The organism is Polaromonas naphthalenivorans CJ2 (assembly GCF_000015505.1).
In the GTDB taxonomy this organism is placed as follows: domain Bacteria; phylum Pseudomonadota; class Gammaproteobacteria; order Burkholderiales; family Burkholderiaceae_C; genus Polaromonas; species Polaromonas naphthalenivorans.
Genome location: NC_008781.1, coordinates 1,666,356 through 1,684,572, shown reverse-complemented (window position 1 = coordinate 1,684,572; position 18,217 = coordinate 1,666,356). Strand labels below are relative to the sequence as shown.

Below are 18,217 nucleotides of genomic sequence, written 5' to 3'. Positions count from 1 at the left end.
GTCAAAAATTTAAAAAGATGTGGCTATTCAGCTGCGGTAGCGGTCGCACAGGGCCTGCGTGGCCGAGCGGAAGGCGCCCAGGTCGCTGCCGACGCCGACGAACGTCGCGCCCATCGCCAGGTAGCGGCGGGCGTCCACCTCGACCGGCGCCAGGATGCCCGCCGGTTTGCCGCAGGCCTTGGCGTCGGCGAACACCGCCGCGATGACCGCCTGCACATCCGGGTGGCCGGCATTGCCCAGGTGGCCCATGCCGGCGGCCAAGTCCGAAGGTCCGACGAACACGCAGTCCACGCCGTCGATGGCGGCAATCTCGCGCGCGGCCGCAACGCCGGCCAGGCTTTCGATCTGCACCATCACGCAGATGTGTTCGTTGACCGACTTGAAATAGTCAGGGATCGTGCCGTAGCGGTTGCTGCGCTGTGACACCGAGACACCGCGAACGCCCTGCGGCGGGTAGCGCGTGGCGGCCACCGCGCGCCGCGCCTCGTCGGCGCTTTCGACAAACGGAATCAGGAAGTTGTAGAAACCGGCGTCCAGCAGGCGCTTGATTTCCACCGTGTCGTTGCAGGTGGGCCGCACCACCGGCGCACTCACGCTGTCCTTCAGCGCCATCAGCTGCGGAATGAAGGTGGACACGTCGTTGGGCGAGTGTTCGGCGTCGAGCAGAATCCAGTCAAAACCGGCCACGCCCAGCGCTTCGGTGGTGATGGCGCTGGACAGCGACGACCAGCAGCCGATCAGCTTCTTGCCGGCCAGCAGGCCCTGCTTGAGGCTGTTCGGAAAACTCTGGTAAGGGGTGGCTTGTGTCATGGAACTTCTCCTTTTTTTCAATCCGCCGGTCTGAGCGGCCGGGCTGGTGACGAATGAATAACCCGGCCGCTTGTCATCAAGGCAGCGTGTAGGCGGTCTTGACGATGGTGAAAAACTCCTGCGCATAACGGCCCTGCTCGCGCGAGCCGTAGCTCGAACCCTTGCGGCCGCCAAACGGGACGTGGTAGTCCACGCCGGCCGTCGGCAGGTTCACCATGACCATGCCGGCCTGGCTGTGGCGCTTGAAGTGGGTCGCGTGCTTCAGGCTGGTCGTGGCGATGCCGGCGGCCAGGCCGAACGGCGTGTTGTTGGCCTCAAACAGCGCTTCCTCGTAGCCCTTGACGCGGATGATGCTGGCGACCGGGCCGAACACTTCCTCGCGGTTGATGCGCATGCCGGCCGTGGTGTCGGTCAGCAGCGCGGGGGCCATGAAAAAGCCGTCGGTGGGCAGCTTCAGGCGCTCGCCGCCGGCCAGCAGCACCGCGCCTTCGGCCTGGCCGATATCGACATACGAGAGGTCCTGCTCCAGTTGCGAGAGCGACGACACCGGGCCGATGTCCGTGCCGGCGGCCAGTGCATCGCCCACCTTGAGTCCAGCCATGCGGACCTTCATCGCCTCGACAAATTTCGGGTAGATGCCTTCGGTCACGATCAACCGGCTTGACGCGGTGCAGCGCTGGCCGGTGGAGAAAAAAGCGCTCTGCACGCTGAGCTCGACCGCCTGGGCCACGTCGGCATCGTCCAGGATGACCTGCGGGTTCTTGCCGCCCATTTCCAGCTGGATTTTCTTGAGGGTGACGGCGCACTGCTGGGCGATGCGCGCGCCCACGCCCTGCGAGCCGGTGAAGCTGATGGCATCGACCCCGGGATGGTTGACCAGCGGGTCGCCGATCACGCTGCCCCGGCCCATCACCAAATTGAACACGCCGGCCGGAATGCCGCTGCGGCTGATGATCTCGGCCAGCGCCCAGGCGCAGCCCGGCACCAGGTCGGCGGGCTTCATGACGACGCAATTGCCGTAGGCCAGCGCCGGGGCGATTTTCCAAGCCGGAATGGCGATGGGGAAATTCCACGGCGTGATGATGCCGACGACGCCGACCGGCTCGCGCGTGATTTCCACGCCGATGCCGGGGCGCACCGACGGCACGACTTCGCCCGTCAGGCGCAGGCATTCGCCGGCGAAAAACTTGAAGATGTTGCCGGCGCGGGTCGCCTCGCCAATGCCTTCGGGCCGGGTCTTGCCTTCCTCGCGGGACAGCAGCGTGCCCAGTTCCTCGCGGCGCGCCAGGATTTCGGTGCCGATCTTGTCGAGCGCATCGGCCCTCGCCTGAATGCCCGAAGTGGACCAGGCGGGAAAGGCGGCGCGCGCGGCTTGCACGGCGGCGTCGAGTTGCTCGGCGCTGGCTTGCGTGTACTCGCCGATCACATCGCCCAGGTTGGAAGGGTTGAGGTTGGGCGTGTAGTTGCTGCCGGCCAGCCATTGGCCGCCGATCAGGTTGTCGTGTTTCTGCGTCATTGTTAATCCTTGAAAGTTATTGTTGGGTTGTTGTTCAGGCCATCACGTCACGGGCGCCGGGTTGAAGAGCACCAGGGCGTTGTGCAGCTTCCAGTGCTCGGCCCAGGTTTTCTTGCGGCCGCTGGCCACGTCGAGCATGAACTGGAACAGCTCGCGGCCCACGTCTTCAATCGTCGCGTCGCCATCGGCAATGCGGCCGGCGTTGATGTCCATCAGGTCATGCCAGCGCCGCGCCAGGTCGGTGCGGGTCGCCACCTTGATCACCGGCACCTCGGCCAGCCCGTAGGGCGTTCCGCGTCCGGTGGTGAACACATGCAGGTTGATGCCGGCAGCCAGCTGCAGCGTGCCGCAGATGAAATCGCTGGCCGGTGTGGCGGCAAACACCAATCCCTTCAGGCCTTTTTGCCGGACCTTTTCGCCCGGCGACAGCACGCCGCTGATGGGCGCGCTGCCCGACTTGACGATCGAGCCCATGGCTTTTTCGACAATGTTGGACAACCCGCCCTTCTTGTTGCCCGGCGTGGTGTTGGCGCTGCGGTCCACGCGGCCTTTTTCCAGGTAGGCGTCGTACCAGGCCATCTCGCGGATCATCGCCTCGGCGACTTCGGGCGTCGTGGCGCGCGCCGTGAGCTGGTCGATGCCGTCGCGCACTTCGGTGGTTTCGGAGAACATCACCGTGGCGCCGGCGCGCACCAGCAGGTCGGTGCAAAAACCGACCGCCGGATTGGCGGTCACGCCCGAGAACGCATCGCTGCCGCCGCACTGCACGCCGACCACCAGCTCACTGGCCGGCACGGTTTCGCGCCGGCGCGCATCGAGCCGCTCCAGGTGCAGCTCGGCCGCGCTCATGATCGAGTCGATCATCGACATGAAGCCGACATGCTGTTCGGACTGCAGGCACACCACATCGAGCGGCGCCTCCGCAGTGACGCCCACATCGGCCACGTTGCGCTCATCCATGATCGGTATGGTGCCGGGCGGCAGCAGGCGCTCGGGCTGCAGCTTTTCGCAACCCAGGCTGACCACCATCACTTCGCCGCCGAAGTTCGGGTTCAGCGTGATGTTGCGCAGGGTGCGGATCGGGATGATCGCATCGGGCGCGTCAATCGCCACCCCGCAGCCGTAGCTGTGCTCCAGCCCCACCACGTCGTCCACATTCGGGAAACGCGGCAGCAGCTCGTCCTTGATGCGCTTGACGGCAAACTCGACCACGCCGGCCACGCACTGCACGGTGGTGGTGATGGCCAGGATGTTGCGGCTGCCCACCGAGCCATCGGCATTGCGGTAGCCCTCGAAGGTGTAGCCTTCCAGCGGCGGCAAGGGCTCGGGCTTGACGGTGGCGATGGGCAGGTTGTCCAGCCCGCGCGCGGCCGGCATGTCCAGCAGCCGCTCGTGCACCCAACTGCCGGCCGGGATGTCCTTCAGGGCGTAGCCGATGGGCACGTTGTAGCGCCGCACGGTGCTGCCCTGTGGCAAATCGACCAACGCGACCTTGTGGCCTTGCGGCACCTTGTCGCGCAATGTCAGCCCGGAGGCAAAAACGGTGCCCGCAGGCAGGCCGCCGTCATTCACGACGATGGCCACGTTGTCGGCCTCGTGCATGAGGATGTAGCGGGGCTGAGAGCTTGGCAATGCAGTCATGCGAAAGGCTCCGGTTAGTCAGTTACTGCGGGCCGAGGCTCTTGATCAGCACGGCCAGCTCTTCCATCTCGGCCGGCTTGAGGTCGGTCAGGGGCGGACGCACCGGGCCGGCGTCATGCCCGACGATGGTGGCGCCGGCCTTGACGATGCTGACCGCGTAGCCAGGATTCTTGTTGCGAAGCGCCAGGTAAGGCATGAAGAAGTCTCTCAAGAGGCGGTGCTGTGTGGCCAGGTCGTCGCTGGCAACCGCATGGTAGAAATCCATCGCCGTCTTGGGGATGAAGTTGAACACCGCCGACGAATACACCGGCGTGCCCAGCGCTTTGTAGGCGGCGGCATAGACCTCGGCCGTGGGCAGGCCGCCCAGATAAGAAAAGCGGTCACCCATCTTCATGAAGATCGACGACATGGTTTCGATGTTGCCCACGCCGTCCTTGAAGCCGATCAGGTTCGGGCAGCGGTCGGCCAGAATCGCCAGCGACTCGGGCGTGAGCTTGCAGACGTTGCGGTTGTACACGATCACGCCGAACTTCACGCTCTTGCAGACGGCCTCGACATGGGCAATCAGCCCTTCCTGGCCGGCTTCCATCAGGTAGTGCGGCAGCAGCAAGATGCCGTGGGCGCCCAGGCGCTCGGCTTCCTGCGCGCAGGCAATCGCAAAACGGGTCGGGCCGCCGACGCCGGCAATGATCGGCACCTTGCCGGCGCAGGTGTTCACCGCCGTCTTGATGATCAGCGGGTACTCGTCGCCCGTCAGCGAAAAGAACTCGCCCGTGCCGCCGGCGGCGAACAGCGCGGTGGCGCCGTAAGGGGCCAGCCATTCGAGACGCTCGATGTAGGTCTTGGGACGGAAATCGCCCTGCTCGTCAAAGTCGGTGACGGGGAAAGACAGGAGGCCGGAACTGACGATGGTTTTGAGGTCTTGCGGATTCATGAAAAAGTTCTTCGAGGAAAAAAAGTTGAGTTGAAGTGAGCCGAAGCCATAAAGCGCCGGATTTACTTGGTGATCAAGTTGGGCAGCCACATCGAGAATGCAGGCACATAGGTCACCAGCAACAGGCAGATGCCCAGCGCGCTGTAGAACGGCAGGATCGAACGCATCACCTGCCCGACCGATATCCCGCCTATCGCGCAGCCGACGAACTGCACCGAGCCGACCGGCGGCGTGTTCAGGCCCAGCGCACAGTTGATCAGCATCACGATGCCGAACTGCACCGGGTCCATGCCGAACTGCATGGCAATCGGCATGAAGATCGGCGTGCAGATCAGGATGGTCGCGGCCATGTCGAGGAAGGTGCCGAGGATGAACAGCAGCACGTTGATCATGAAAAAGATGACCCAGGGCTCGCTGCTGATCGACTTCATCAGCTCGCCGGTCAGCTGCGGCACCTCGTACAGCGCCATGAAGTAGCCGAACGCGTTCGAGATGCCGATCAGCAGCAGCACCACGCCGGTGGTCTTGCAGGCCTTGGCGCAGGCCGTCATGAAGTTTTTCCAGGACATCGTGCGGTAAACCACTGCCGTGATGAACAGCGCCCAGGCCACGGCAATCGATGCCGACTCGGTCGCGGTGAACGCGCCGGACAGGATGCCGACCAGAATGATCACCACCACCAGCAGGCCCGGCAACGAAGCACCGAAGGCGCGCATGACCTCGCCCCAGCCGGGGAAGGCACCGCGTGTCGGGTAGCCGCGCTTGACGGCCACGTAGTAGGCCGCGCCCAGGTTGCACAGCGTCAGCAGAATCGCCGGCACCAGGCCCGCCAGGATCAGGCTCAGCACGCTGACCGAGGCAATGCCCGAGGTGGCCAGCGTGAAGATGATCATGTTGTGCGAGGTCGGCATGATGGCGCCGACCAGCGCGGCGTGCGTCGTGACGTTGACCGCGTAATCGGCGTCGTAGCCTTCCTTCTTCATCAGCGGAATCATCACCGAGCCGATGGCCGACACGTCCGCCAGCGGCGAGCCGGCCACGCCGCCGAACAGCGTGCAGCCGATCACGTTGCTCATGCCCAGGCCGCCGCGCACATGGCCGACCAGGCTGTTGGCAAAGCGCACGATGCGCTCGGCAATGCCGCCGTAGAGCATCAACTCGCCGGCGAAGACAAAGAAGGGAATGGCGAGGAAGGAGAAGATCTGCATGCCGCCGACCATCTTCTGGAACACCACCGCGACCGGCAGGCCGGCGGCAAGGATGGTGGCCACCGACGCCAGTCCAATCGAAAAGGCAACCGGCACGCCGATGATCAGCAGGAGCGTGAAGCTCAGGGCGAGTACGGTCAGTTCCATGCTGGCTCCACGACTTGGCCGCGCAGCAGCGCGATGATATGTTCAATTGAAAACAGCACGATCAGCACGCCGGCAATCACCAGCGGCAGGTAATCGATGCCATCGGGGACGGGCATCATGGGTTTTTTCTCGTTCCACTTGGCCATCATCCAGAGCCAGCCACCATGCACCATCAGCGCGCCGAAGAGGCCGACCAGCCCATGAATCAGGATTTCAATGCGGTGCTGCCATTTTTCGGGCAAGAGTACGACCAGCGATTCCAGGCCGATGTGGCCGGCGTCACGCACACCGACCGCCAGGCCGAAGGCCGTGACGAACAGCACCAGCAGCAGGGCCAGCGCCTCGGCCCAGGTGGGCGTGTCGTTCAGGACGTAACGCCCGATTACCTGCCACTGCACGCACAGGACGACTGCGAGCAGTCCTATGACGGCCAGGATCAGGCTGATCTTGGACAGCATCGCGCAAAATTTTGTATAGAAGTTCATGTTTTTCGCCTTGCCTTGTCGCGGCGCCCGCCCCCAACACAGGGACGAAGCGCTGCCCATCCCCTGGCGTGGCGCCGCAGGACGGGGGCTTGCTGGCTGATGGTTACTTGGTGTCCTGAATGGACTTGACCAGGCGCTTCATGTCAGGCGTGACAATGAACTTGTCATAAACCGGACCCATCACGGCCTGGAACGAGGCCTTGTCCACCTCGACGATCTGGGCGCCGCCGGCCTTGACAACGGCCAGCGACTTGGCTTCCTGCTCATCCCACTTCTTGCGCTGCACGGCGACCGATTCCTTGGCCGCGCTGCGGATCATGTCCTGGTCCGCCTTGGGCAGCTTGTCCCAGATCACCTTGGACATCAGCAGCATTTCGGGCGCCATCGAGTGCTCGGTCTTGGAATAGAACTTCACCGCTTCATAGTGCTTGGAGGTGTCAAACGACGGGATGTTGTTCTCGGCCGCGTCGATCAGGCCGGTCTTCAGGCCGGTATAGACCTCGCCGTAAGGCATCGGCGTGGCGTTGCCGCCCATGGCGCCAATCAGCGAAACCCACAGGTCGGACTGCTGGACGCGAATCTTCAGGCCCTTCACGTCGGCCACGGTCTTGATCGGCTTCTTGGCATAGATCGAGCGCGCGCCGCTGTCATAAAAAGCCAGGCCGATGAAGCCCTGGGCTTCGCAGTCTTTCAAAATTTCCTCGCCGGCCGGGCCGTCAAGCGACTTGCGCATGTGCTCGACCGAATGGAACAGGAAAGGCATGGTCGGAACCTGCGTCTTCTGGCAGATCGCATTCATCGGGCTGATGTTGACGCGGGTCAAATCAAGCGCGCCAATCTTGACCTGGTCAATGGTTTCCTTTTCAGTGCCCAGCGCGCCCTTGTTGAACACCTTGATCTTGTACTTGCCACCGCTCTTTTTCTCCAGCACGTCGCTCATGTATTTCACGGCGACCACGGTCGGGTAGTCGTCGGCGTTGTGGATATCGGCGGAGCGGAACGTGGCGGCGGAACTCGCCACGGGAACCAGGGTCAGCGCGGCTGCAACGGCCAGCAGTGTTTTTTGAATCTTCATGTCATCCTCGGTCTAGGTGGTGGAAAAATTTTTTAATCAATTCAGGAATGCGGGCTCAGGCAGTCCGCGCACGCCGGGGCGCAGCGCAAACACACCGCCGGCCAGCGGCTGGTCAGACAGATCGACGCCTTCGGGGCGAATCGACGTGACGAACAGGGTGTCCAGGCCGGCGCCGCCAAAGGCGCACATGGCCGGTTTTTTCACCGGCACGGCCAGCGAACGGTCCAGCTTGCCGTCAGGCGTGAAGCGGTGGACCAGCCCGGCATCGTTGCCGCAGATCCAGTAGCAGCCGTCGGCATCCACCGCCGCGCCGTCAGGCCGGCCGGGCAGCGGCTTCATGTCGATGAACAGCCGGCGGTTCGACGGCGTGCCAGTGTCCAGGTCGTAGTCAAAGGCCCAGACCGACTGCACCGAAGGATGCGAGTCCGACAGGTACATGGTGCGGCCGTCAAGGCTGAAGGCCATGCCGTTGGGCGTGATGAAGCCGTCCAGCAGTTTCGTCAGTCCACTCTCTTTTTGATAGCTGTAGACGCAACCCACGCTTGCGCCAGCGGCCATATTCATCAACATTGTTCCGGCCAGGAAGCGCCCCTGGCGGTCGCAGCGGCCATCGTTGAAGCGCATGCCGGGCATGGCGTGGCTGACGGGTGCGAGGCTTTCAAAGCCGAGCTGTCCGTCGTCCTGGAGTTGCAGCTGAAAGATTCCGCTTTCGGCGCCGGCTATCCAGGTATTTGCCGCCGGCGTCATCGCCACGCAAGCCAGCATTTCAGGCGCCAGCCAGCAGCTAGCTTCGCCGGTTGCCGGCGTCCAGCGGCACAGCGTGCGCGCCGGAATATCGACCCAGTACAGCGCCTGCTCCGCGCCGTTCCAGACCGGGCTTTCGCCCGTTGCGTTGCGCGCGTCGAGCACCAGCTCTGCCTTGATGAAGTCGCTGCTCATGACGGGTCAGTCGCCAAACGGCCCGGCCACGACAAAACCGCCGCCCTGGTACCGGGCCACCGGATCGTTCAGGTCAGGGCTGGTGGTACGCGCATAAATGGCGTCGCGGAACACATCCGAGCTGTCCTGCGGCACATAGCCGATATGGCGCGCGCGGCTGTTGTCCCACCAGGTCACGGCGTTGTCGGACATGCCGAAGATGATGCTGTGGCCCAGCACCGGCGTCGTGAGGCAGGCGGTGATCAGGCGGTGCAGGTCGTCAAAGCTCAGCCAGGTGGCCAGCATGCGCCGGTCCCGGGGCTCGGGAAACGACGAGCCGATGCGCACGCAGGCGGTTTCGATGCCGTAGCGGTCAAAGTAAAAGCGCGACAGGTCTTCGCCGAAGGCCTTGCTCAGGCCGTACAGGCCATCGGGCCGGGCCGGATGGTCAGCGGTGATGGTCTGGTCCTGGCGGTAAAAGCCAGTCACATGGTTGGAACTGGCGAACACCACGCGCTTGACGCCGTGCTTGCGGGCCGCTTCATAGAGGTTGTAGGCGCCCAGGATGTTGGCCTGCAGGATCGGGCCGAACGGGCCTTCGACCGACATGCCGCCCAGGTGAACGATGGCATCGACCCCTTTGACCATGGCATCGACCGCCGCCGCATCGGCCAGATCAGCCAGTATGATTTCCTCCCCTTCAAGCGCATCGCCAAAAGCCTGGACATCGGACAGCCGCAGGACTGAACAATTGGCTTTGAGTCGGTCGCGCAAGGCTTTGCCCAAACCACCGGCGGCGCCGGTCAATAGCAACTTGTCGTGAACTTTGATGGTCATTTTTTTAGAGGCCGTTTAGTTGTAAAACACTGGACTTTTTCATCCACTTTGTTAGAGTCAATTCATTCAAACATCTGTTGTACGTTGTCTGATGACTCAAATTGTCTAAGTACTTCCCACACATGTCAATATTTTTTAAATGAACTCATGGAAAACCCCTAGTCCGGCCAAAACCGGCGATGCTCCTTCAGCCCTTGAGACGCCCTCGCGCGCTCGCCGACCACGCGGACTGGTGGGAGAAATCGTCGAAAGCCTGGCTGCCAGCATCCAGGCAGGCGAATTGAAACCCGGCGACAAAATGCCGACAGAGGCCGAAATCATGGCCCGGTTCGATGTCAGCCGCACCGTGGTCCGCGAGTCGCTGTCCAAGCTCCAGGCCTCCGGGCTGGTCAAGACCCGGCATGGCATTGGCACCTTTGTGCTGTCGCCCCAGGAAGCCGGAAACTTCAAGATAGCGGCCGATGACTTCGCCACGATTGCCGATGTCATTTCCGTGCTGGAGCTGCGCATCAGCCTTGAAACCGAGGCGGCCGGCCTGGCCGCCCAGAGGAGAACGCCGGAAAACCTGCTGGCCCTGGAAGCCGCCCTGCACGCCTTCCGCGACTCGATTCAGCGGGACTCCGATGCCGTGCCGCCCGATTTCCAGTTCCACATGGAAATTGCCCGCTCGACCGGTAACCGGCACTTCGCCGACCTGATGACTTACCTGGGCACCATGATCATTCCGCGCACCCGGGTCAACACGGCGCACAGCGCGCCCGAGGGGCGCCTGAACTACCTGCAGCGCGTCCATACCGAGCATGAAAGCATCTACAACGCCATTCGCGACCAGGACACGGAAGCGGCCCGTGCCGCCATGCGGACCCATCTTTCCAACAGCCGCGAGCGTCTGCGTCGGGGCAACAACGCACACACCCTGCAGCCGTCGGCAGACATGAAGACACCCTTTTCAGGCCCATGAATTGAATTCAAGGCAGAGCGTAAAGTAGGTTGTACGACAACCTGTCTTTTTATATTTTGACTCGCAAAATCCCAGCCGCTAAGCCGAACACCCGATTTCCAGTTCCAGTTCCAGCCCCTGCGCCGGCGGCGCGGCGTAGTGCTCCGCCCCCGGCTGCTCGTCAAACGGCCGCGCCAGCACGGCCAGCAGGCGGTGCAGTTCCACGCTCGATCCGCGCTGGGCGCCCTCAATCGCGGCCTGGGCCAGGTGGTTGCGCAGCACGTAGCGGGGATTGACGCGGCGCATCGCGCTGGCGCGCCCGGCGGGTGAGCCACCTTCACTGGCCAGGCGGGCGCGCCAGTCATCGAGCCAGTCGCGCAGCGCGGCGTCCTGTCCGGCGGGCAGACAGATCAGCGCCTCGGCCGGGTCTATTTGAATGGCGTCGGCCAGGCGGCGAAAAGCCAGCGTGAAATCGGCCTTGCCGCGCTGCAGCAGCGTGAGCCAGCGGTTCAGCAGGCCGGCGTCCCCGGCACGTGCCTCGCGCAGCCCGAGCTTGGCGCGCCAGCGGCGCATCACTTCCTGGCGGTACACCTCGTCGTAGCGCGCCAGCAGCGCCTGCGCCTGCTCGCGCGCGGCTTCGGGCTGCGGGGCGAGCAGGCCGGCGCAGGCGCCCAGCAGGCGCTCGCAGTTCCAGCGCCCGATGGCCGGCTGCGCGGTGTAGGCGTAGCGGCCTTCGTGGTCGGAGGCGTTGCAGACATGGTGCGGTCGAAAGCGCTCCATGAAGCCGTAAGGGCCGTAGTCCAGCGTCAGGCCGAGCACCGAGAGGTTGTCGGTGTTCAGCACGCCGTGGCAAAAGCCCAGCGTCTGCCAGTGGGCGAACAGCGCGGCCGTCAGCTCGACCACCTCGGCCAGCCAGGCGGCATGGCGCTGGGGCTGGTTCGCCAGATACGGAAAGTGGTGCTCGATGACATGATCGGCAAGCAGTGCCAGCTGCTGCGGCGTGCCGTGGCGGGCATGGAATTCAAAATGGCCAAAACGCACAAAGCACGGTGCGGTGCGGCCCAGCACGGCGGCGGTATCAAGCTCGTCGCGCTGCACCGAAAGACTGGAGCCGGCCAGCGACAGGGCGCGGGTGGTCGGCACGCCCAGCGCATGCAGCGCCTCGCAGGCCAGCAGTTCGCGCACCGACGAGGCCAGCGTGGCGCGGCCATCGCTGCCGCGCGCATAGGGCGTGGGGCCAGCGCCCTTGAGTTGCAGCTCGACCGGGCTGCCATCGGGCGCCCGCCATTCGGCCAGGGTCAGCACGCGGCCATCCCCGAGCTGGCTGACCCAGACGCCAAACTGGTGGCCGGCATAGACCGACGCGCTGGGCGTCTGGCCGGGCCAGGCGGCGTTGCCGGTCAACAGCGGCAGCGCGGCCGCGCTTTGGCACCAGCGCGGGTCCAGCCCTATCTGATCGGCCAGCGCGGCATTGAAGTACAGCCGCAACGCGTCCGGCAGCGGCAGCGCCGCCACCGGCTGCCCATAGGCCGGGCCGAGCGCGGCAAAGCGGGGCTCGCCAAGGGGAAGGTTCACGACGCCATCCGGAACAATTCCGGCTGGCTTTGCTGATAGACGCGCAGCCACAGCAGCGTGGCGGGCACCAGCGCTTCGCAGGCAAACCACAGGGCATCGTCGAGCGCTTCGCCGGGCGGGCCGCAAAAGCGCGGGCGCATGGCGTCCCAGCCGGTCCAGTCCAGCTCGGGCATCTCGCTGCGCGCACCGGGCTCGACCTGCCAGGCGCTGTCGGCCAGAGTTTTGAGCTGGCGCAGCACTTCGCCGCGGGTCAGGCGCGAGCGCAGCAGCTCGCCGCGCTCCAGCCCTTCAATCAGGATGGAAATGGCGGTTCCGGCCTGTTCAATCAGGCCCAGCAGGGCCGTGGTGATGATGGGGGTCATGGGGCCTAAACGGTCTGCGCCGCGCCGCAGGCGGCCAGCAGCCGCGTGTTGAGTTCGAGCGCGAACTCGCGCCAGGCGGCGCCCAGGTCGAGCGTGATGGCGCGCAGCATGTCGGCATCGGGCTGGTGGTCGAGCGGAAAGTTCGACAGCGCGCAGGAGGTGCCGTTAAAGCTGAGCGCGGCCTCCAGCAGGCCTTTGTTCCAGCCCTCGAACGGTGCCAGCAGCGCCGCCGTCAGCGCGTGGCGGCCATTGAGCACTTCTGCGCTGGCCGCGTCCAGCGCGGGCAGCAGGTGGTCGAGGCGGGCCAGGGACTCGCTGTACACCTGGTCGGCCGTGGCCAGCAAGGCGCGCTGCGTGAGCAGATCGGACTGCTGGCTGGAAAGCAGCCGGGTCAGGTGCAGCCGGTAGCGCTCGGGCGCGATGCCGCGCAGCGTCAGCACGCTGGCCGAAAAAGCGCCGACGGCCTCGGCGCGGGCGCCGTCGGCAGGCCGCGCCAGATGCACGGCGGCCAGCGCCTGCGCGCTGCTGGCGCCTGGCGTGGGGCGGCGCAAGGCGTGGGCGATGCGGTCGGCCGATTCAAGCGCGCCTTCCATGTGACCGGCGCCGTGGGCGGCCGTTTCGCTGCCGCCGAAAAACACGCGGCCCGCCCACTGCGGCTGGCGCAGCAGCGGATTGGCCTGCGGCGGCTCGGGCGGGCTGGCACGGTCGGCGGCGCTGCAGGTCCAGGGCTCTTCGGCCCAGTCCTGCACGAACTGCTGGCCGTGCTGCGCCTCGGGGCCGTAGAGCTGGGCCAGCTGGCTGTCGATCAGCATCGGCAGGCCGCGCTTGAAGTTCTCGCGCTGGGCGGCGTTCAGGGCAATAAAGCCGCCGAGCGCGCCGGCGCTGCCTTCGCTGGCATCAAACACTTCGCCCAGCACCGCCTGGGCATGGCGCACAAAGGCATTGCCGGAATGGCCCGCCGTGCGCCAGAAGGGCTGGGAAAACGTCGTCACCGCCTTGGCCTGCGCGGCCATCCAGGTCGGCGTGCCGGCCAGCGCCTCGACCACGGCGGCGGGCAGTTCGGGATCAAACTGCAGCCGCTCATGCACCAGGCGCGGCGGCAGCGCCAGCACCACCTGGCGCGCCCGCAAGGGGTGGCCGGTGGCGGGCAGTAATTCAATGAAGGCGCCCCGGTCGCGCAATGCGCGCACCGCAACGCCAAGGTGCAGGGAGCCCTGCGGCAGCCCGGCTGCCAGGGCCTGGACCAGCCGCGCCGCGCCGCCCTCGATGCGGCGGGCATTGGCATGCACGCCGCCGGCTTCGATCCGGCGTTCGGGTTCGCGGTTGGGGTCGGTGAGCCACAGGGCGTCACCGGGATCAGCTTGCGACTGACTGGCCAGCCCGAGTTCGCCGAGCAGCGCGGTGATGCGCGGCTCAGTTTCAAGCCAGAACCAGGCCGGACCGAGGTCCAGCGCCTGGCCGGTGGTGTCGCAATGCCGGGTCTGCACGCGCCCGCCCAGGCGGTCGCGGGCTTCAATCACTTGCACATCCAGGCCGCGCGCCGCCAGCACACGCGCCAGCGCCAGCCCGCACAGGCCCGCGCCGACGATGGCGACATCGAACACCCGGCCAGAAGAAAGGGGAACGATTGCAGCCATGATGTCAGTCCTTTGGGTTGGGCCTTAGGCGATCAATTCAACGGTGATCGGCTCTGTACCCAGCACGGCCTGGCAGGCCAGGCGGGAGTTGGAGCTGATGCCGACCATGCCGTCGAGCTTTTCGTTTTCCGCGGGCCTGATCTTGGACAGGGTCTTGCGGCCTGACGTGACGAAGACGTGGCAGGCTTCGCATTTGGCTTCGCCGCCGCATTTGCTCTTGATCGGCTCGCCGACGGATTGCAGGGCCTTGAGCAAGGTCGTGCCGGTCGCGACTTCATAGGATTTGCCGGAAGGCATGACGGTCATGGTCGTCATGGTGGTTTGTGCGGATTCAGGGGTGAGTGTCGTCATGATGATTTTTTAAGGGTGGGTTGGTGGAAAGGAAAGGGAAGGAAAAAAGGATGAAAGTCCTCAGGCTGCCAGCGCGGGCTGCATGGCGTCCATCAGCGCATCGGCAAACTGCGCCAGCGGCAGGTTGATGCGCGTGATGCCCTGCTCCTGCAGAAAGCGCGCCTCCATGCGGGTGGGTTCTTCGGGCAGCACGGCCCAGTGGCGCTCGGACGAGCGCTTCATGATCTGGCGCGCAAAGCAGCGCGTCAGCTGGTCGTCAAAGCGGCAGCCCAGGAACAGGAAGTTGCGGCCGGTGCGCCAGGCCTGCACGGCGGCCGGAATCGGCGTCTGGATGTCGATTTCGGTCAGCACTTCAACATAGTCGCTGTCGGACACCAGAAAATTTCCCGCCGGGCTGTGGCTGCCGATGGGCTTGTAGAGAATGCGGCCGGCATCGGCGGGCATCTCGGGCAGCACGGCGCCATCGTCGCCATAGACACCGGTCCAGTGGCCAAAATGCTCGGACTGCGACAGGCCCTGCACCTGCACCCAGTCGCCGGGGGACTGGGTCTGCGCCAGCGCGGCGGCCATGGTGTCGTCATACCAGGTATCGACCCACAGCCCGGCGCCGCTGCCGGCCAGCGCGAGGTGAAAGGCCGAGGGGACAGGCGTGGCGGCAAAGGCCTCGTTCATCAGATGCACCACCGACTTGCGGTGCTTGAAGTTCTCGATGAACTGCGCGGCCTGGGTCAGGCGCTTGCGGATCTTGTGCGGCACGCTGACCTTGCTGGTCATGATCTCGGCCAGCGCCAGCGGGGTGGCCGGCACTTTGAGATCGCTGCACAGCGACAGCATGTCAGGCCCCAGGTAGGGAATGACGCTGCCGGAGTCGAGCTGTTGGGCAATATCGCGGATCAAAGCGTTCATGGTGAAGTCCTCAGAGGTAAATGGCTGCGCCGGCACCGACATTGGTCGCGGTGTCCTTGAGCGTGGTGACGATGTACTGAACCTGGATTTCGTCAAGCTGGGTGTGCAGCGGCAGCGCCAGGGCGCGGTCGCCGATGCGGTCGGTGTCGCGCAGCAGGCCGCGCTGGCGGCCGATGGTTTCGCCCGCATTCATGTAGTAATACTGCTGGTGCAGCGGGTGGCTGTAGGCGGCGGTTTCGACGCCGCTGGACTTGAGGTCGTCAATCATCTGCGCCCGGGCGCTGAGCGTGAAGCGCTTGCCCAGATGCACGACGTAGAGCATCCAGTTGACTTCATCGGCGTCCTCGCTGATGTAGGGCGGCTTGACGCCCTCAAAGCTCTCCATGTGCGCCTGGTACCAGCCTTCGGCCTCCTTGCGCAGGGCCAGCCGCTCGTCGAGTTCGGCCAGCTGGGCCAGGCCCAGCGCGGCGGTCAGCTCGCTCATGCCGGCCTGCAGCGGCACCCGCGAGCCGACCGAGACCGAGTTGCGGTCGGCAATGCGGCGCTGGCGCAGGTAGCGCAGCTCGTGGATCAGCTCGTCGTCGTCCGTGACCAGCATGCCGCCTTCGCCGGTGCAAAGCGCCGAGGGCAGGGAAAAGTCAAACACCGCCACGTCGCCAAAGCTGCCCACGGTGCGGCCCTTGTAGCGCGAGCCCAGGGCTTCGGTGCTGTCTTCGATGAGTCTCAAGCCATGGGCGTCGGCCAGCGCGCGCAGCGGCTCCCAGTCGGCCGGGTGGCCGTTGGTGTTGCCCGCCAGGATGGCGCGGGTTTTCGGGGTGATCTTGAGGGCGGCCTTTTCGGGGCTCAGGCTGCCGGTCCAGTAGTTGATGTCGGCAAACACCGGGGTGGCGCCGGCCAGCGTGATGGCCTGCGCCACCTGGTGCCAGGCGTGCGAGGTGCAGATCACCTCGTCGCCAGGGCCGATTCCCATGGCGCGCAATGCGATCCAGGTGCCCAGCGTGCCGCTGCCCACGGCCACGGCGTACTTGCGCCCGGCCCAGCCGGCAAAGGCCTGCTCGAAGCCTTCGAGCATCGGTCCGTCGCCCCAGCGGGTTGACTGCAGCACGGCGCAGACGAGTTCAATCTCGCGGTCGCCGCATTCGGGTTCAAACAGGGAGATGGCGTCGATTTCCATGCTGTCAGTCCTCCTGCGTCAGGATCAGTGCGGTGGCTTCTTCGGGTTGCTGGGTGATGGACCAGCAATGGCCGTTCGAGGTCGCCAGGTAAACGCGGCGGGCGCCCAGCAGCAGCGCGGGGGTTTCGCCCTGCATGTCCATCGCATCGACCAGCACGACACGCATGTCCGGGTCGCGTGCGCGCCAGAGCGTTGCCGCGTCGCGCAGCGATGACGCCGCGCCAATCACTTCGCCGGCATCACGCAGATAGTCAGGGGTCATGGCCATGGCGATGCTCCTTATTCCTCGGTCACCGGGAGGCGGCGCGCTTCGACAGTGATCGGCAGCGGCGTGTCGGCGGGCATGGCGGGCAGGTCGAACTGCCAGCCGTTGCCCAGGGTGACCAAGCCGCCCCACATGCCGGGATTGACCATGCTGATGATGGGCTCCTCCAGGTCTTTCTTGGGCACATAACCGGTCAACGTGCCCTTGCTGTCTTTGCGGATCATCAGTTTCATCTTTGGCTCCTGGTAGGTATCAACATGGTTTTAAGAGTTCGCTTTAAGGAGCAATCAACATTTCTTCCTGCAGCAGCGGCTCCAGGAGCGGCGGCAGCAAGGCAAGCAAGGAAGCCACGTCTTCGGCCGTGGTGGTGCGGCCCAGCGACAGCCGCACGGCGGCCAGCGCCTCGTCGGCCGGAACGCCCATCGCCGTCAAAACATGCGAAGGCTCGCTGCCGCCGGAGGAGCAGGCCGCGCCCGACGACGCGGCCACGCCCAGGCGCTCCAGCCGCTGCAGCACCACATCGACCGACAGCTGGCCAAAGCGCAGGTAGCTGGTGCCGGGCAGGCGCGGCACGCTGCGGCACCAGATGTGGGTGGCTGGCAGCGCGTGAATCAATCCGTTTTCAAGCGCATCGCGCAAAGCGGCCAGGCGGGCGGCTTCCACGCTCACATCGCCCAGCAGCTCCAGCGCCGCCGCCAGCCCGACAATGCCGGCCAGGTTCTCGGTGCCGCCACGGCGGCCGCGCTCCTGGCTGCCCAGCGTTTGCGCGGTGAAAGGCGTCCCCTGGCGCAGCAGCAGCGCGCCCACGCCCTTGGGGCCATTGAACTTGTGCGCTGACAGCGACACGGCATCCGCGCCGCAGGTGGAAAAAACAAACGGCTGCTTGCCGATGAACTGGGTGGCGTCCACATGCAGCCGCGCCCCGGCGGCCTGCGCCAGCGCGGCGGCTTCGGCCACCGGCATCAGGGCGCCGGTTTCATTGTTGGCGGCCATCAGCGAGACCAGCGCCACGTCGGGGCCGATCAGCGCGGCGGCGGCGGGCAGATCCAGCGTGCCATCGGCCAGCACCGGAATGAAGTCCACCTGAACGCCGCTCTCGGCCAGCGCGCGCGCCAGGCGCAGGTGGCCCGCATGCTCGATGCGGCTGAACACGACACGCCGCCGCTCAGGGGCGGCGGCGGCCAGCAGGCCGCGCACGGCCATGTGGTTGGCCTCGGTGGCGCCGCTGGTAAAAACGACCTCGACGGGCTTGCAGCCCAGCACCCGCGCCACCGCGCTCCGTGCGGCGCCCAGGGCGCGCCTGGCTTCCTGCCCCGGCCCGTGTTGCGAAGAGCTGTTGGCCCACAGGCTGGACAGCACCGGCAGCATGGCCGCGACGACCGCAGGCGCGGGCGGCGTGGTGGCGTTGTGGTCGAGGTAGATCATGGTGGTGGCCA

General features: G+C 65.5%; 19 protein-coding genes. 1 reads left to right on the top strand and 18 read right to left on the bottom strand.

The window, feature by feature from the left end:
- Positions 1-27: 27 nt before the first annotated feature.
- The 9 genes from garL to PNAP_RS07945 all read right to left on the bottom strand — a co-directional run bounded on the left by garL (position 28) and on the right by PNAP_RS07945 (position 9,571).
- Positions 28-810 carry a 2-dehydro-3-deoxyglucarate aldolase gene (gene garL / locus PNAP_RS07985; protein WP_011801000.1) on the bottom strand — a complete coding sequence of 261 codons (783 nt, stop codon included), beginning with the start codon at positions 808-810 and terminating at the stop codon, positions 28-30.
- 76 nt (positions 811-886) lie between these two features.
- Positions 887-2,326 (bottom strand): aldehyde dehydrogenase family protein, encoded by a 1,440-nt coding sequence (locus PNAP_RS07980; RefSeq protein WP_011800999.1) that lies wholly within the window; start codon positions 2,324-2,326, stop codon positions 887-889.
- Between the two features lie 42 nt (positions 2,327-2,368).
- Complete coding sequence (gene garD, locus PNAP_RS07975; RefSeq protein ID WP_011800998.1) at positions 2,369-3,967, bottom strand: galactarate dehydratase; 1,599 nt, start codon at positions 3,965-3,967, stop codon at positions 2,369-2,371.
- 22 nt (positions 3,968-3,989) lie between these two features.
- Positions 3,990-4,901 carry a 5-dehydro-4-deoxyglucarate dehydratase gene (gene kdgD, locus PNAP_RS07970; RefSeq protein WP_011800997.1) on the bottom strand — a complete coding sequence of 304 codons (912 nt, stop codon included), beginning with the start codon at positions 4,899-4,901 and terminating at the stop codon, positions 3,990-3,992.
- A gap of 62 nt (positions 4,902-4,963) precedes the next feature.
- Entirely contained in the window at positions 4,964-6,256 is a 1,293-nt protein-coding gene (locus PNAP_RS07965) for a TRAP transporter large permease (protein WP_011800996.1), read from the bottom strand.
- On the bottom strand, positions 6,247-6,741 hold the full coding sequence (locus PNAP_RS07960; RefSeq protein WP_041376604.1) for a TRAP transporter small permease: 495 nt from the start codon (positions 6,739-6,741) through the stop codon (positions 6,247-6,249). The genes PNAP_RS07965 and PNAP_RS07960 overlap by 10 nt, the downstream gene beginning before the upstream one ends.
- A 103-nt stretch (positions 6,742-6,844) precedes the next feature.
- Positions 6,845-7,816: a TRAP transporter substrate-binding protein gene (locus tag PNAP_RS07955; RefSeq protein ID WP_011800994.1), complete on the bottom strand. Its 972-nt coding sequence runs from the start codon at positions 7,814-7,816 to the stop codon at positions 6,845-6,847.
- A 36-nt stretch (positions 7,817-7,852) separates the two neighbouring features.
- A complete protein-coding gene (locus tag PNAP_RS07950; protein ID WP_011800993.1) occupies positions 7,853-8,755 on the bottom strand; it encodes an SMP-30/gluconolactonase/LRE family protein in 903 nt (300 codons plus the stop codon).
- A gap of 6 nt (positions 8,756-8,761) precedes the next feature.
- Positions 8,762-9,571, bottom strand: a complete 810-nt coding sequence (locus tag PNAP_RS07945) for an NAD-dependent epimerase/dehydratase family protein (RefSeq protein WP_011800992.1) — start codon at positions 9,569-9,571, stop codon at positions 8,762-8,764.
- 139 nt (positions 9,572-9,710) lie between these two features.
- Between PNAP_RS07945 and PNAP_RS07940 the strand changes: the two genes are divergently transcribed.
- Positions 9,711-10,532, top strand: coding sequence for a FadR/GntR family transcriptional regulator (locus tag PNAP_RS07940; RefSeq protein WP_011800991.1), 822 nt, complete (start codon positions 9,711-9,713; stop codon positions 10,530-10,532).
- Positions 10,533-10,610: 78 nt separating this feature from the next.
- Here the strand turns inward: PNAP_RS07940 and PNAP_RS07935 are convergent, their stop codons facing one another.
- Genes PNAP_RS07935 through PNAP_RS07895 form a run of 9 tightly spaced genes read right to left on the bottom strand, consistent with a single transcriptional unit; the run spans position 10,611 to position 18,206 of the window.
- Complete coding sequence (locus PNAP_RS07935; RefSeq protein WP_198140679.1) at positions 10,611-12,086, bottom strand: protein adenylyltransferase SelO; 1,476 nt, start codon at positions 12,084-12,086, stop codon at positions 10,611-10,613.
- On the bottom strand, positions 12,083-12,448 hold the full coding sequence (locus PNAP_RS07930; protein ID WP_232290767.1) for a ribonuclease HepT family protein: 366 nt from the start codon (positions 12,446-12,448) through the stop codon (positions 12,083-12,085). The genes PNAP_RS07935 and PNAP_RS07930 overlap by 4 nt, the downstream gene beginning before the upstream one ends.
- A gap of 5 nt (positions 12,449-12,453) precedes the next feature.
- Complete coding sequence (locus PNAP_RS07925) at positions 12,454-14,085, bottom strand: flavin monoamine oxidase family protein (RefSeq protein WP_011800989.1); 1,632 nt, start codon at positions 14,083-14,085, stop codon at positions 12,454-12,456.
- 24 nt (positions 14,086-14,109) lie between these two features.
- Positions 14,110-14,436, bottom strand: a complete 327-nt coding sequence (locus tag PNAP_RS07920; protein WP_011800988.1) for a 2Fe-2S iron-sulfur cluster-binding protein — start codon at positions 14,434-14,436, stop codon at positions 14,110-14,112.
- A 60-nt stretch (positions 14,437-14,496) separates the two neighbouring features.
- On the bottom strand, positions 14,497-15,342 hold the full coding sequence (locus PNAP_RS07915) for an SIR2 family NAD-dependent protein deacylase (RefSeq protein WP_011800987.1): 846 nt from the start codon (positions 15,340-15,342) through the stop codon (positions 14,497-14,499).
- A gap of 10 nt (positions 15,343-15,352) precedes the next feature.
- Complete coding sequence (locus PNAP_RS07910; protein WP_011800986.1) at positions 15,353-16,516, bottom strand: DegT/DnrJ/EryC1/StrS family aminotransferase; 1,164 nt, start codon at positions 16,514-16,516, stop codon at positions 15,353-15,355.
- 4 nt (positions 16,517-16,520) lie between these two features.
- A complete protein-coding gene (locus PNAP_RS07905; RefSeq protein WP_011800985.1) occupies positions 16,521-16,784 on the bottom strand; it encodes a hypothetical protein in 264 nt (87 codons plus the stop codon).
- 11 nt (positions 16,785-16,795) lie between these two features.
- Positions 16,796-17,014: a putative nitrogen fixation protein NifT gene (nifT, locus tag PNAP_RS07900; protein ID WP_011800984.1), complete on the bottom strand. Its 219-nt coding sequence runs from the start codon at positions 17,012-17,014 to the stop codon at positions 16,796-16,798.
- 43 nt (positions 17,015-17,057) lie between these two features.
- Positions 17,058-18,206 (bottom strand): cysteine desulfurase family protein, encoded by a 1,149-nt coding sequence (locus PNAP_RS07895; protein ID WP_011800983.1) that lies wholly within the window; start codon positions 18,204-18,206, stop codon positions 17,058-17,060.
- Between the last annotated feature and the right edge of the window lie 11 nt (positions 18,207-18,217).

What these genes read in the sequence shown, in the direction of transcription:
- garL (WP_011801000.1), bottom strand. Translation starts at nt 810, where the DNA reads ATGACACAAGCCACCCCTTACCAGAGTTTTCCGAACAGCCTCAAGCAG.
- PNAP_RS07980 (WP_011800999.1), bottom strand. Translation starts at nt 2,326, where the DNA reads ATGACGCAGAAACACGACAACCTGATCGGCGGCCAATGGCTGGCCGGC.
- garD (WP_011800998.1), bottom strand. Translation starts at nt 3,967, where the DNA reads ATGACTGCATTGCCAAGCTCTCAGCCCCGCTACATCCTCATGCACGAG.
- kdgD (WP_011800997.1), bottom strand. Translation starts at nt 4,901, where the DNA reads ATGAATCCGCAAGACCTCAAAACCATCGTCAGTTCCGGCCTCCTGTCT.
- PNAP_RS07965 (WP_011800996.1), bottom strand. Translation starts at nt 6,256, where the DNA reads ATGGAACTGACCGTACTCGCCCTGAGCTTCACGCTCCTGCTGATCATC.
- PNAP_RS07960 (WP_041376604.1), bottom strand. Translation starts at nt 6,741, where the DNA reads ATGAACTTCTATACAAAATTTTGCGCGATGCTGTCCAAGATCAGCCTG.
- PNAP_RS07955 (WP_011800994.1), bottom strand. Translation starts at nt 7,816, where the DNA reads ATGAAGATTCAAAAAACACTGCTGGCCGTTGCAGCCGCGCTGACCCTG.
- PNAP_RS07950 (WP_011800993.1), bottom strand. Translation starts at nt 8,755, where the DNA reads ATGAGCAGCGACTTCATCAAGGCAGAGCTGGTGCTCGACGCGCGCAAC.
- PNAP_RS07945 (WP_011800992.1), bottom strand. Translation starts at nt 9,571, where the DNA reads ATGACCATCAAAGTTCACGACAAGTTGCTATTGACCGGCGCCGCCGGT.
- PNAP_RS07940 (WP_011800991.1), top strand. Translation starts at nt 9,711, where the DNA reads ATGAACTCATGGAAAACCCCTAGTCCGGCCAAAACCGGCGATGCTCCT.
- PNAP_RS07930 (WP_232290767.1), bottom strand. Translation starts at nt 12,448, where the DNA reads ATGACCCCCATCATCACCACGGCCCTGCTGGGCCTGATTGAACAGGCC.
- PNAP_RS07925 (WP_011800989.1), bottom strand. Translation starts at nt 14,085, where the DNA reads ATGGCTGCAATCGTTCCCCTTTCTTCTGGCCGGGTGTTCGATGTCGCC.
- PNAP_RS07920 (WP_011800988.1), bottom strand. Translation starts at nt 14,436, where the DNA reads ATGACGACACTCACCCCTGAATCCGCACAAACCACCATGACGACCATG.
- PNAP_RS07915 (WP_011800987.1), bottom strand. Translation starts at nt 15,342, where the DNA reads ATGAACGCTTTGATCCGCGATATTGCCCAACAGCTCGACTCCGGCAGC.
- PNAP_RS07910 (WP_011800986.1), bottom strand. Translation starts at nt 16,516, where the DNA reads ATGGAAATCGACGCCATCTCCCTGTTTGAACCCGAATGCGGCGACCGC.
- PNAP_RS07905 (WP_011800985.1), bottom strand. Translation starts at nt 16,784, where the DNA reads ATGGCCATGACCCCTGACTATCTGCGTGATGCCGGCGAAGTGATTGGC.
- nifT (WP_011800984.1), bottom strand. Translation starts at nt 17,014, where the DNA reads ATGAAACTGATGATCCGCAAAGACAGCAAGGGCACGTTGACCGGTTAT.
- PNAP_RS07895 (WP_011800983.1), bottom strand. Translation starts at nt 18,206, where the DNA reads ATGATCTACCTCGACCACAACGCCACCACGCCGCCCGCGCCTGCGGTC.